At 65.5% G+C, this 12,599-nt stretch carries 10 protein-coding genes and 1 pseudogene; 7 read left to right on the forward strand and 4 right to left on the reverse strand.

Features of this window, described 5'->3' with window-relative positions; translation table 11 throughout:
* Window positions 1-23 precede the first annotated feature (23 nt).
* Window positions 24-1,016 carry a tripartite tricarboxylate transporter substrate-binding protein gene (locus QHC78_RS11595; protein WP_319744591.1) on the forward strand — a complete coding sequence of 331 codons (993 nt, stop codon included), beginning with the start codon at window positions 24-26 and terminating at the stop codon, window positions 1,014-1,016.
* Between the two features lie 60 nt (window positions 1,017-1,076).
* A complete protein-coding gene (locus QHC78_RS11600; protein ID WP_319744593.1) occupies window positions 1,077-2,465 on the forward strand; it encodes an APC family permease in 1,389 nt (462 codons plus the stop codon).
* 35 nt (window positions 2,466-2,500) lie between these two features.
* On the opposite strand, the gene QHC78_RS11605 is transcribed toward QHC78_RS11600, so the two are convergent.
* Window positions 2,501-3,400 carry a LysR substrate-binding domain-containing protein gene (locus tag QHC78_RS11605; protein ID WP_319744595.1) on the reverse strand — a complete coding sequence of 300 codons (900 nt, stop codon included), beginning with the start codon at window positions 3,398-3,400 and terminating at the stop codon, window positions 2,501-2,503.
* Window positions 3,401-3,557: 157 nt separating this feature from the next.
* On the opposite strand from QHC78_RS11605, the gene QHC78_RS11610 reads away from it, so the two are divergent.
* From QHC78_RS11610 to QHC78_RS11625, 4 genes are all read left to right on the forward strand, one after another.
* Window positions 3,558-5,243: an FAD-dependent monooxygenase gene (locus tag QHC78_RS11610; RefSeq protein ID WP_319744597.1), complete on the forward strand. Its 1,686-nt coding sequence runs from the start codon at window positions 3,558-3,560 to the stop codon at window positions 5,241-5,243.
* Entirely contained in the window at window positions 5,243-6,130 is an 888-nt protein-coding gene (locus tag QHC78_RS11615; protein ID WP_319744598.1) for a fumarylacetoacetate hydrolase family protein, read from the forward strand. The genes QHC78_RS11610 and QHC78_RS11615 overlap by 1 nt, the downstream gene beginning before the upstream one ends.
* 94 nt (window positions 6,131-6,224) lie before the next feature.
* Window positions 6,225-7,196 carry a Bug family tripartite tricarboxylate transporter substrate binding protein gene (locus QHC78_RS11620; RefSeq protein WP_319744600.1) on the forward strand — a complete coding sequence of 324 codons (972 nt, stop codon included), beginning with the start codon at window positions 6,225-6,227 and terminating at the stop codon, window positions 7,194-7,196.
* 20 nt (window positions 7,197-7,216) lie between these two features.
* On the forward strand, window positions 7,217-8,299 hold the full coding sequence (locus QHC78_RS11625; RefSeq protein ID WP_319744602.1) for an aromatic ring-hydroxylating dioxygenase subunit alpha: 1,083 nt from the start codon (window positions 7,217-7,219) through the stop codon (window positions 8,297-8,299).
* Here the strand turns inward: QHC78_RS11625 and chrA are convergent.
* From chrA to QHC78_RS11640, 3 genes and pseudogenes are all read right to left on the reverse strand, one after another.
* Window positions 8,283-9,644: a chromate efflux transporter gene (gene chrA, locus QHC78_RS11630; protein WP_413816448.1), complete on the reverse strand. Its 1,362-nt coding sequence runs from the start codon at window positions 9,642-9,644 to the stop codon at window positions 8,283-8,285. The genes QHC78_RS11625 and chrA overlap by 17 nt on opposite strands.
* A gap of 187 nt (window positions 9,645-9,831) precedes the next feature.
* On the reverse strand, window positions 9,832-11,358 hold the full coding sequence (locus QHC78_RS11635; RefSeq protein ID WP_319744604.1) for a YifB family Mg chelatase-like AAA ATPase: 1,527 nt from the start codon (window positions 11,356-11,358) through the stop codon (window positions 9,832-9,834).
* Between the two features lie 138 nt (window positions 11,359-11,496).
* Window positions 11,497-11,764, reverse strand: a pseudogene (locus tag QHC78_RS11640) (nitronate monooxygenase); the annotation flags it as partial.
* 183 nt (window positions 11,765-11,947) lie between these two features.
* Here QHC78_RS11640 and QHC78_RS11645 point away from each other — a divergent pair.
* Window positions 11,948-12,262 (forward strand): hypothetical protein, encoded by a 315-nt coding sequence (locus tag QHC78_RS11645; RefSeq protein WP_319744606.1) that lies wholly within the window; start codon window positions 11,948-11,950, stop codon window positions 12,260-12,262.
* Window positions 12,263-12,599 lie beyond the last annotated feature (337 nt).

Below are 12,599 nucleotides of genomic sequence, written 5' to 3' on the forward strand. Positions count from 1 at the left end.
CACCACCAAACGAGGAGACAGTCATGCCCACACGCCGGGAGTTCGTCGGCACGCTGGCGGCAGCCGCGCTGCCTGCGCTTTTTCATTCGCCCTTCGCCGTGGCCGGGGAATCGGCGCTTATCAAGCAGCTGACGGTGGTCGTCGGTTTTCCGCCCGGAGGTGGGACCGACATCATCGCGCGGCTAGTCAGCGACAGTATCCGCGGAAAATACGCCGAGACGGTCATCGTGGAAAACAAGGCCGGCGCTGGCGGGCGCATAGGCGCGGACTACGTCAAGAACCGGCCCGCCGATGGCAGCTTCCTGCTTTTCACCCCAGCCTTCCCGATGATCATCTACCCGCACGTCTACAAGAACATGACGTACGACACGCTGAAGGATTTCACGCCGGTTGCGATGACCCACCGCGGCATCATGGCCTTCGCGGTGGGGCCTGCCGTTCCCGCTCAGGTCCGCACGGTGCAGGATTACGTCGCGTGGGCGCGCGAGCATCCGGAGAAGAGCAATTTCGGCGCGCCGGCCGGATCGTCGCAGCATTTCGCCGGCGCCCAGTTCGCCCGATCGGCGAAGATCAACCTCCAGCTGGTCCAATACAAGGGCGGCGCGCCTGCCATCGTCGATTGCCTGGGCGGCCATATCGCCGCGGTGGTGGCGCCGTTGTCGGAGACCGCGCCGCAGCGTAGCGAAGGCAAATTGCGGGTGCTGGCCACGACCGGCGGCAAGCGTTCGCCGGCCATGCCCGATGTACCCACCATGGCCGAGTCCGGCTATGCGGACGTCCTGTTCCAGGACTGGAGCGGCTTCCTCGGTCCCGCGGGCATGCCGCCGGAGCGGACGGCACGCCTCAATGCCCTGGTCAACGAGGCGGTACGCACGCCGCGCATCGCCGAGACGATGATGAAGCTCGGATCGCCGCCCGATACGCTGGCGCCCGAAGCATTCCGCAACGAGATCAGGGAGGGATGGTCGAAGTACCAGAAGATCGTCAAGGCCGTGAACTTCGTCGCGCAGGATTGACGCTTCCGGGGCCGGACCATTTAGAATCGTATTTCCAGCATATCTGCGAAGAGGCCGGCAATGACCGTCAAGCAAGGCTCGGGCGATACCCCCCTGAAACGCGTCATGGGTCCCAAGTTATTGCTGTTGTTCATTGTCGGCGACATCCTCGGTACAGGCGTCTATGCCCTCACCGGACAGGTGGCGGGCGAGGTCGGCGGCGCGGCGTGGGCGCCATTCCTGGTGGCCTTCGTGGTGGCGCTGCTCACGGCGTTGTCCTACCTCGAGCTGGTCACCAAGTATCCCAAGGCCGCCGGCGCCGCGCTCTACGTGCACAAGGCCTTCGGCCTGCACTTCCTGACCTTCATCGTCTGCTTCACCGTCATGTGCTCGGGGCTTACTTCCGCCTCGACCGCCTCCCAGGCCTTCGCCGCCAATCTTTTCGTGTCGCTGGGCATCGAGCCCGATGCCGCCATCGTCACGCTGGGGGCCGTGGGCTTCATGCTGCTGATCATGGCGATCAACCTGCGAGGCGTTTCCAACAGCGTGAAGACCAACGTGGTGCTGACCCTGGTCGAGCTGAGCGGATTGCTGCTGGTCATCGTGCTGGGTTTTTACGCCATCGCCGGCGGGCAGGCGGATTTCTCGCGTGTCGTGGCCTTCGACACCCCGGAAGACAAAAGCGTATTCCTGGCCATTACCTCGGCCACCGCGCTGGCGTTCTTCGCCATGGTCGGTTTCGAGGACTCCGTCAACATGGCCGAGGAAACCCACGATCCGCACCGCATCTTCCCCAAGGTGCTGCTGACCGGCCTGGGCCTTACGGCCACGATCTATGTCCTTGTGTCCATCTGCGCGGTGGCGCTGATTCCCGTCGGCGAACTGGCGGCCAGCTCGACGCCGCTGGTGCTGGTGGTGCAGCGCGCCGCGCCAGGCTTGCCCATGGAAACGATCATGCCGGTCATCTCCATGTTCGCGGTGGCCAATTCCGCGCTGATCAACATGATGATGGCGAGCCGCCTCTTGTACGGCATGTCGCGCCAGGGCGTGCTGCCCGGTTTCCTGGCGCACGTGCATGCGCGTACCCAGACGCCCTGGACGGCCATCGTATTCACGACCGCGCTGGCGGTGGGCCTCATCGTGCTGGTGTCCGCCGCCAGCGATTCGCAAGCCATCCGCGCCCTGGGTGGCACCACGGCCCTGCTGCTGCTCGCGGTATTCGCGTTCGTGAACGTGGCGGTACTGGTGCTGCGGCGGGACCGCGTGGAACATCCGCACTTCCGCACCAACGCGCTCGTGGCCGCACTCGGGGCCGCCGCCTGCCTGTTCCTGGTCACGCCGTTTACTGGACGCGATCCCATCCAGTACGAAGTCGCGGGATGGCTGCTGCTGGTCGGGGTGGTGATGTGGGGCGTGACCCTCATTTCGCACCGCAAGAAGGTGAGCCGGCTGGACCCTGAGCAGTTGTAGGGTCGACGGGGGGGCGGAGGCGGCCTCGGACCTGGCTACTCGTTCACCCACGTATGCCGTATGGCGCGCACCCGCTCCGCCAGCCGCAGCACGATCGGCGGCGGGCTGGAACGCAGCCAGGCCAGCCTGACTTCCTGCGCCGGCAAGCGGTCCTTCAACGGTACATAGGTCACGCGCTGCAGCTGTATGCCGGCGAGTGACGACGGGACGATGGCGACGCCGGCGCCTGCGCTGACGAAGCCCAGCATCATGTGCATGCTCCTCACCCGGCGCACCTGCGCCGGCTCCAGTCCTGCAGAAACGAAGGCGGCGAAAACGATCGCTTCGTATTCCGGGCTGAACGAGGGTTCGAAGGCGATGAGCGTCTTCGCGGCCACGTCCTTCAGCGTCAATCCGCGCGAACGGCGGGAGATGGCATCCTCGTTGCTCACCGCGACCAGGTAGCTTTCCCGGAACAGCGTCTCGGTCGCGATGTCGGCCTCGGACCGCATCAAGCGCAGGATGCCTCCATCGATGGTGCCCTTGCGGATCGCCGCGAGCTGCGCCTCGACCGACATTTCCTCGACTTGCAGCTCGACCGCCGGGTACTGCTCGGCCATGGCCTTGATGATGTCGGGCACGGCCCGATAGACGCTCGAATAGATGGCGCCGAGGGATACGCGGCCCGCGACCCCCTGTTCCACCTGCCGCGTGGACTGGACCGCATTGCGGGCGGCGCCGAGCAGTTGCCTGGCATGCGCTTCGAAGGTGTGGCCGGCGTCCGTGCACCGAACGGACTTGTTATTGCGATCGAACAGCCGCACGCCCACGGCTTCTTCGAGCCGCCGGATGCGCTGGCTGAATGGCGGCTGCGCCATGTGCATGCGCGCCGCCGCCCGGGTGAAATTGAGCTCTTCCACCAGCGCGAGAAAGCACTGCAGGTCTTTGAAGTCCATGGGGGGCGAGCAAGGACAGAAGCGGGAACGCCGCGGCAACCGATGGCGCGGTCGCTACGACGATACCGAAATCATCTTATTGAACGACTATTTAGATATTGTACCTATCGATCATGCGTCCCTAAAGTAGTCCTGTCGCAGACCAGGACGGACGTATATGACTTCATTCGATGAGGGGGTGACGCAGGAGAGGCACTACCCGGTGGTAGTGGTGGGCGGCGGTCCCGTCGGCCTCGCCGTGGCGGGAGACCTCGGCTGGCGAGGCAATCGTTGCCTGCTCGTGGAGCGCGGGACGGGCAACGTCAACCAGCCGAAAATGGATCTGGTCGGCGTGCGGACGATGGAGTTTTGCCGCCGCTGGGGTCTGGTGCCGGCGGTCGAGGCGGCACCCTATCCGCGCGACGTCCCGCAGGACTACATCTACCTGACCTCGCTGCGCGGGTTCGAGCTCTCGCGCGAACCCTTCCCGAGCAAGGACCAGGAGCCCTGTCCGCCGCAAAGCCCGCAGAAGCGCGAGCGCTGCCCGCAGCACATGTTCGATCCGATCATGGCGCGCTTTGCCGCTTCGTTCCCGACGGTCGAACTGCGCTATGAGACGCAGCTCGAAAGCCTCGTCGAAACCGAATCGCATGTCGAGCTCGTGCTCCGCAACGTCCGGACCGGCCACGAAAAAACGATACGCGCCGACTACGTGGTCGGTGCCGATGGCGGCGACAGCACGGTGCGCAAGGCGCTGTCGATCGGCATGTCGGGCTCCGGCACCTTGACCTACACGACGAATGTGCTGATCCGCGCCGATCTGGACCCGCTTCATGACAAGGGCCGGGGCTACCGCTACATCTTCGTCGGTCCCGAAGGCACTTGGCTGACCATCACGTCGACCAACGGCAGGGACGAATGGCGGGTCCAGTTCATCGGGGACGCCGCGCCCAGCAAGCCCTCTCCCGAGCAGGTGCGCGAGGCGCTTTTCCGCGCCGTCGGATGCGAGTTCGACTACGACATCATCGACGTGATGCCATGGGTGCGCCGGGAACTCGTGGCCGAGCACTATGGCACGAGGCGTTGCTTTCTCGCGGGCGACTCCGCGCACTTGATGTCGCCCACGGGCGCCTTTGGCATGAACACCGGCATGCAGGATGCCGTGGACATCGGATGGAAGCTCGATGCCGTGCTGAAAGGATGGGGCGGTCCCGGTCTGCTCCTGTCCTACGAGCAGGAGCGCCGTCCTGTCGCGCTGCGCAACGTCGCTGAAGCGACCGGCAACCTGCGCCGCATGCTGGAAACCCGCAAGCGGCGGCCGCCGCCGGAAGTGTTCCAGGACGGCGAACGGGCGGCGGCGGTCCGCAAGGAGTATGGGGAATGGTATGCCGACCTGCTGCGCCAGGAATGGTTCACCATCGGCATCAACCTCGGCTATCGCTACGACGATTCCTGCGTCATCTGCTACGACGCCAGTCCGCGGCCGCCCCTTACGGTGTCCACCTACGAGCAGACCACCCTGCCCGGCGCGCGCGCGCCGCATGCGTGGCTTGCGCCGGGGCGCTCGACCCTGGATGCCTTCGGGCGCGGCTTCACGCTGGTGCGCTCCGGGCCCGACGCACCGCCCGCGGATCCGTTCGCGGCGGCTGCCGCGCGGCTGGGCATTCCTTTCTCGGTGCTGGACATCGCCGATCCGGACATCTGCCGCTTGTACGAACGCAAGCTGGTCCTGGTGCGCCCGGACGGGCATGTCGGCTGGCGCGGCCACCTGGTGCCGGCGCAACCCGAGGCGATATTCGACACGCTGCGCGGCGCATCGGCCTCCCAGACCCGGCGCGAGCCGATAGCGGAAGGAGCGACGTGATGAAACTCGTTACCTACAACGGCGGACACCTGGGCGTGGTCACGGCGCGCGGGGTGGTCGACGTGACGGACCTTGCGGGCGTCCCCGCCGATTTCTGGCCGCCCATCGGCATGTCGCGGCTCATTGCGCAGTTTCCCCGTCTTGCCCCGGAAATCCGCCGGCGGTCCATCGAGGCTGCCGCGGTTCCCCTGGATTCGGTGAGGCTGGGTCCGCCGCAGCCACGGCCGGGCAACCTGATCGCCTATCCGGCGAACTTCGAAGCGCATCGCGATGAAATGCGCTCGCCCTATCGCGCCAGTTCGCGCGGATTTTTCCTCAAGGCCACCTCGTCGATCTGCGGTCCCGCCGATGACATCGAGCTGCCCGACATACCGCTGCGCGAGATCCACCATGAATGCGAATTCGGGATCGTGATCGGGCGCGGCGGACGCGGCATCGGGCGCGCCGAGGCCATGTCGCACGTGTTCGGCTATTGCTGCCTGATCGACATGACGGTGCGCGGCGACGAAGAGCGGGTGATGCGCAAGTCCTACGACACCTTCACGCCCATCGGCCCCTGGCTCGTTACTGCCGACGAGGTGCCGGACCCGCACGCGATGGCGCTGCGTCTGTCGGTCAATGGGCAGGTGCGCCAGCAGGCCAACACGCGTGACCTCATCCTCGACATCCCAGGAATGATCGAGATGGCCTCGTCGGTCATGACGCTGCAGCCGGGCGATCTCATCGCTTCGGGCACGCCGGCCGGCGTAGGACCGCTGCGCGCCGGCGATACGGTGTCGATCGAGGTCGAGGGCCTGGGCGCGATGGCGCTCGCGGTGCGGCAGTCGACGCACGGCATGAATGCGGCGTTCGAGCACGGGAACCGGAGCAAGTCGCCCACCGCATGACATGCCAGCCGGCGCGTCCCACGTGCCGCGCGTCGGGCTGGCGCCAGCAGAGTGCTCGTTAGCGAGCAGCGATTACAACAATGGAGACACGCCCATGGCCCTGAACAGACGTCAGTTCATCCTGTCCACCATCGCAGCCGCGGCATCCGGCCGTGCGGCGGCGCAGGATTTTCCCACGCGCTCGATTTCCGTGGTCGTCGGTGCCGCGCCGGGCGGGCCCAACGACATCGTGGCGCGGCTGGTGAGCGAGCAGCTCGCGCAGCAGCTCGGAGCCCCCGTGGTCATCGAGAACAAGCCCGGCGCTTCCGGCTTCATCGCGGCCACCGACATCAAAGGAGCGCCGCCGGATGGATACCGGCTGCTGTTCGCCTATACGGGCCTGATGGCGATCAATCCCTGGCTGTTCAAGTCCCTGCCTTACGATCCGATTGCCGACTTCGCGCCGTTGTCGCTGGTGGCAAAAGTGCCGCAGGTGCTGCTCGTGCGGCCGCAGCTCGGGGTCCGCACGGTGGCGGAACTGCGCGACTGGCTGCGCCAGCATCCGAACGAAGCGGCCTACGGGTCCGCGGGAATCGGCACGCCTTTGCACATCGCTGGCGAACTCTTCCTTTCCAAGGCCGGCTTGCGGGCCGTCCATATCCCATACAAAGGCTCATCGCCGGCCTATTCCGAGCTGCTGAGCGGACGCATACATTTCCTCTTCGACGGCGTGCCCGGCGTGCTTCCTTACATCAAAAGCGGCAAATTCGTGCCGCTGGCGGTCACCGGGAAAGTGCCGCTCGCGCAGCTGCCCAACGTTCCCACGCTGGCCGATGCGGGGCTCGAAGGCGCAGACGTCGAGTCCTGGTTCGGCTTTGCAGCGCCGGCCGCCGTGCCGCTCGCGGTAAGGCGCAAGCTGACGGACGCGCTGATCCAGGCCGTGCAGACCAGGCAGCTGCGGACGCGGCTCGAAGAACTGGGCGTCCAGCCCTGGGGAACGACCGGGGAAGAGATGGCTGCCTTCGTTGCCAGCGAACAGAAACGTTGGCATCAGCTGGTCAACAACGCCGGCGTACATCCCGAATAGCAGAATCGTGGGAGATGAGCGTGAGCTTCTTGAGAAATGCCTGGTATGTCGCGCTATGGGGCCAGGACCTCGCCCCGGGCGAGTTGGCGGCAAGGACGATCCTGGGCGAGCCGCTCGTCCTGTTCCGCAACGCCGCGGGCGAGGCACGGGCGCTGTTCGGCATCTGCCCGCATCGGTTCGCCCCCATGCAGAAGGGTAGCGTACGTCCAGACGGGCGGGTGCAGTGCGGCTATCACGGATTGCAGTTCGACCAGCATGGCGAATGCGTGCACAACCCGCATGGTGCCGCGCCGGCGTCATGCCGGCTTCGCGCCTATCCCGTCGTGGAAAAGGATACGATCGTGTGGGTGTGGATGGGCAACGAGCCGCCACGCCCCGACCGCATTCCGGATTTTTCCTTCCTCCAAGAGCAACCCGGGCAGGTGGCGAGCCGCCGCGAGTGGCTGACGATGAAGGCGAGCTACCGGCTCGTGCTGGACAACCTGCTGGACCTGAGCCACGTGCCGTATCTGCACGAGGGCCTGCTGGGCAACGCCAGCACGGTTAAGGCCGACACCCGCGTCGAAGAACGCGGCGACGAGGTGTTCGTCTCGCGCGACAAATTCGATGTGACGCCGCCCGGGCTGCTCGACAAACTATTCCGGAACGACGGGCAACCGGTCCATGCCTGGCAGACGATACGCTGGACCCCGCCCAGCAACTTCAAGAACGATTCCGGCGTGTACCCGGTCAACGGCGTGCGGTCGGACGGCGCGGGACTGCTCAGCGCGCATCTGCTGACGCCCATCGACGAGTTCAACACCATGTATCACTTCGCCGCTGTCCGGCAAGGCGTGCCGCTGCCGCCGGAGCGCAATGCCGAGGAGCTCGCCGTCCAGCTGACCGAGTTGCGCCGCCAGGCCTTCGAGCACCAGGACGAGCCGATGATCGAGGCGCAGCAGGAGGTGATCCGCCGGTTTCCGCAATTCACCGCACGGCAATGCCTGCTGAAAAGCGATGCCGGCGTCGTGCGGGCAAACCGCCTGCTCGACAAGCTGATCGAAGAGGAGCGCCAGGCGGGCGCGCCGGTCCGCCACGGCGCGGGCTTCAACCTGCCAGGGTGACCAGCAGTCCTATCATCGCACAACCCGCAATGACCTGGATGACGCTGCGCTGCCAGCGGAATAGCGCTATTGCCGCCGCAAGAGCGATCACGGCGGAGACCCAGTCGAACCTCCCCGACCAGCCTTCGGGCCACAAGACGTGGTAGCCGAAGAACAAGGCGAGGTTCAGGATCACCCCTACCACGGCGGCGGTGATAGCGGTCAGCGGCGCGGTGAACTTTAGGTCTTCTTTCGTCGCTTCGACCAGCGGCCCGCCTCCCAGGATGAAAAGGAAGGAGGGTAGAAACGTGAACCACGTCACGAGCGTCGCTCCCAGCGCGCCTGCAAGAAACAACGCGCCTGGGCCAAGCAGTTCATGGAAGTAGCCCGCCACGAAACCCACGAAGGCCACCACCATGATCAGCGGCCCCGGGGTGGTCTCGCCCAGCGCCAAGCCGTCGATCATCTGGGGGGCAGTCAGCCAGGCATGGTGGTCCACGGCGCCCTGGTATATGTAGGGCAACACGGCGTAAGCGCCGCCGAAGGTCAGCAGCGCGGCCTTGGTGAAAAACCAGGCCATTTGCGTATAGGCGCCATGCCATCCGTAGAGAGCGGCTAGTGCCGCCATGGGAATGGCCCAGAGCGCGCAGCCCGCCAGCAGCAGCACGCCTAAGCGAGGCCAGCGAAAGCGCGCGTGAGCCGGTGTCGGCGTATCGTCGTCGATAATGGCTGGGCCAGGCTCCTGGATACTTGAGCCGTGTCCTCCTCCCGTACGAAACAGCTGCGGCCGCCACTTCCCGCCCAGGAAACCGGCCAATGCGGCAACGGCTACGATGAGCGGGAAGGGAGTGCCGAGCGCGAAGATGGCTACGAACGCTGCACCGGCAATCGCCCAGAGCGCCGTGCTTTTCAGCGCCCGAGATCCGATGCGATGCGCAGCGTGCAGCACGATGGCCGTGACCGCGGGCTTGATGCCGTAGAAGAGGCCCGCGACGGCCGGCAGGCTGCCATACGCGGCATAGACCCATGACAGGGCAACCAGCACCAGCAGGGAAGGGAGGATGAACAGGCCGCCGGCTGCGATGCCGCCCCAGGTGCGGTGCAGGAGCCAGCCGATATAGGTCGCCAACTGCTGGGCCTCGGGACCGGGCAAGAGCATGCAATAGTTCAAGGCGTGCAGGAAACGCCGTTCGCTGATCCAGCGCCGGCGCTCGACCAGCTCGGTATGCATGATGGCAATCTGTCCGGCTGGTCCGCCGAAGCTGATGAAGCCCAGCTTCAGCCAAAAACGCAGCGCGGCGCCCAGCGAAAGCTGAGGGCGCCCGGATTCGGATGGGGGGATGGATACGGGCGTAGCGGTGTCCACGGAAAACTCCGGCTGAAAGTGCCAGCGCTTGGACGGGACACCGTCTATCTTGGAAGAGCGGGAGGCTGAAATCCCGAATGAATGAATGCTAGCACGACACGCGCAATCGCCAAGCTTCGGCAGGATCCGGCCGGAGTCTTTGCCGGCAGTCCGCTAACGGCGGCGCTCCGCCTTTCCATGCATTCTTTCATCGCTCGCGGAGCGGTCGCCGGAACTGCACCGCCTCGGCCATGTGGATGCTCCCGATTTCAGCCGCGCCGGCCAGATCCGCAATCGTCCTCGCCACCTTCAGCACCCGATGCGCAGTACGCGCCGACCAGGCGAACTGTTTCATGGACTGCTTCCACAATGCGCGCGCGGCGGTATCGGCACGGCAATGAACATCGACCTGCCCAGGCAAGAGAGCGGCATTGGTGCAACCCTGGCGGTGGAGCTGGCGGTCCAATGTTGCCTCGACGCGCCGGCGTACTTCTGCCGTCGGCTCGCCCGGCGGAAGATCGGTCCAGTCGTCCCCGGCGGCGGGAACCTCGACCTGCAGGTCGATGCGATCGAGCAAGGGGCCGGACAGCCGGCTGCGATAGGCCGCCACTTGATCGGGCGTGCAGGAGCATGCTTTCACCGTACTGCCGTGCCAGCCGCACCGGCAGGGGTTCATCGCGGCCACGAGCTGAAATCGCGCGGGATAGTCGGTTCGATGTAGCGCGCGGGCGATGGATACCCGGCCAGTTTCCAGCGGTTCGCGCAGGGTGTCGAGTACGTGTCGGCCGAACTCGGGCAGCTCGTCCAGGAACAGTACGCCCAGGTGCGCGAAGGTAATTTCGCCCGGGCGCGGCCGACTACCGCCGCCGACCAGCGCGGCGCCGGAGATCGAGTGGTGAGGGGCACGGAAGGGCCGCAGGCCAAATGGCGGCGGCGCCCCCGGCGCCAAGCCTGCGATGGCGGCGGCTTCCAGGGCTTCATCATGACGCAGCGGCGGAAGCAGGCCGGGCAGGCGCTGCGCCAGCATGCTCTTGCCCGAGCCCGGCGGCCCAAGCATCAGCAGGTTGTGGCCACCTCCCGCCGCGACCTCAAGCGCCCGCCGCGCCCCGTATTGACCTCTGACGTCGGACAGGCAGGGCGGCGTGCAGGCTGTGGCTTCGGCCTGACTGGCCGTTGCAGTCAGCATGCATTTTTCCTCTAGGTGCGCCACCACCTCCTGTAGCGTCGCAGCGCCGTAGACGCGCAGCCCCGGCACGCGTGCCGCTTGGGCGGCGCTCGCCGCGGGCAGTAGCAGGTCGGCGTCCGGCTGCCGGCGCGACAGCGACAGGCCGATAGCCAGCGCGCCGGCTATCGGGACCAGGGCGCCGGTAAGCGAGAGTTCGCCTGCCAGCACCCATCGTGCGAGAGGCGAGGAGGGGCGCTTGCGGCCCTTTAGCGCCGGCATGGCGATTTGCCCCGATGCCAGCAGCACGCCGACGGCGATGGGCAAATCGAAACGCCCGGATTCCTTGGGCAGGTCGGCCGGGGCGAGATTGACCGTGACCCGGCCCGCCGGGAATTCGTAGCCCGAGCTGAGCAGCGCCGCGCGCACGCGTTCGCGGCTTTCGCGGACTTCGGTATCGGCCAGGCCGACCATGGTGAACGAGGGCAGGCCGGGCGCGAGATGGACTTCGACGCGCACGGGAGGCGCGTCGATGCCCGTAAGCGCGCAACTGGCGAGGACGGCGAGGGTCATGGTGGGCGGGGGCGGTGAAAAGACCGAAGTATCCCCGCAAAACGACGGCAACCGGAGCGGGACGAGGACGATTTGGTCCACGCCCGCCGGCGCTTCGTGCTGGTGATTTCCGCAGAAGGCCCGCGCTTGGCGCAAGCGCTACCTGCTTGCGGCTTGGCGCCACGCATCGGCGAATTTGCGCAGCAACTGCGCCGCGGGCACCTCGCGGCCAGCACTGGCATTCTGGCCGCACCATAGCGGAGAAAAGTCGTCCAACCCCTTGGCTTCGGCCTTGGCGCGCAATGGGGCGATGGCGGAGGTGGCCAACGGAAAGGCCGGAGCAGCCGGGCTGATGGGGCCCAGCTCTTTCATGAGGCGATTGACGATGCCCCCGCGCCGGGCGTCCGGTAAACAGATTGCCAGCAGCCCGAAATGAAAGCTCACGACGGGTGGCCGGAATGCTTCTTAGACTGCCGACCTTCACTGAGTGATGGCGAATGGGGCCTAGGGCACGGGCGATCCACTGGTATCGTGTTTTCCCCGTTTCGTAACGCAAATACATCGCTTATTCTCATTATTCACTAACTAGAGAATATTGCGGGAGGAAACGATGAAACGCATCATCACGGCTGTAGCATTGGCTTGCACCGCCAGTCTCACATACGCTGCGGACCCTTGGCAGAACGCAGACATGGTTGGGCGCGACCTTAATGTTCCTCTGCTCGGAGCCATTGGACACGTCGGGCTGTGGAGTAGCGCTGTCGGCTATGTCATCGAAATGCTGGATGAAGCAACGGCACTTCAGCAAAACTCTCCGAGCAATTTCAAGTCGCGTACGGCGTATTGGGGAGCAAGCTACTACTCTTCATTAATGACCGACCATACGTTCAGGTCTGCAACAACATTGCGTACTGCGACAACCTAATTACGTACCCTCCTGACTATGCCCTTCAATGGCAAGCCAGCCTGTGGTGGGCTGCCGGCGCAACCTACACAACAACGGTCCTTTTTACGCATCCTCAGCCCGGTGGTTGGTACACGCCAGAGTCGCCTCCGTGGGGGCCGCCGGCGAATCCTATTTACAAGGGGCCGACCATGGGAAAGTTTAGGTGCGACACATTTGTACGAGAGGTGTGGAGGACCGGCGACACGGTTCCTGTGGCGTCCTTTCCAGGTACCCAGTTGCCCAACACCATGTTTTACGCATTTAGCATTCGGTAAGGGAGGCAGACATGACGTTTAGGATCCGTAACCTGACGCTG

The organism is Pigmentiphaga sp., assembly GCF_033795525.1.
Taxonomy (GTDB): domain Bacteria; phylum Pseudomonadota; class Gammaproteobacteria; order Burkholderiales; family Burkholderiaceae_B; genus Pigmentiphaga.

Coding starts and splice junctions, on each gene's coding strand:
- QHC78_RS11645 (WP_319744606.1), top strand. CDS start 11,948: ATGAAACGCATCATCACGGCTGTAGCATTGGCTTGCACCGCCAGTCTC.
- QHC78_RS11610 (WP_319744597.1), top strand. CDS start 3,558: ATGACTTCATTCGATGAGGGGGTGACGCAGGAGAGGCACTACCCGGTG.
- QHC78_RS11635 (WP_319744604.1), bottom strand. CDS start 11,358: ATGACCCTCGCCGTCCTCGCCAGTTGCGCGCTTACGGGCATCGACGCG.
- QHC78_RS11620 (WP_319744600.1), top strand. CDS start 6,225: ATGGCCCTGAACAGACGTCAGTTCATCCTGTCCACCATCGCAGCCGCG.
- QHC78_RS11605 (WP_319744595.1), bottom strand. CDS start 3,400: ATGGACTTCAAAGACCTGCAGTGCTTTCTCGCGCTGGTGGAAGAGCTC.
- QHC78_RS11615 (WP_319744598.1), top strand. CDS start 5,243: ATGAAACTCGTTACCTACAACGGCGGACACCTGGGCGTGGTCACGGCG.
- QHC78_RS11600 (WP_319744593.1), top strand. CDS start 1,077: ATGACCGTCAAGCAAGGCTCGGGCGATACCCCCCTGAAACGCGTCATG.
- QHC78_RS11595 (WP_319744591.1), top strand. CDS start 24: ATGCCCACACGCCGGGAGTTCGTCGGCACGCTGGCGGCAGCCGCGCTG.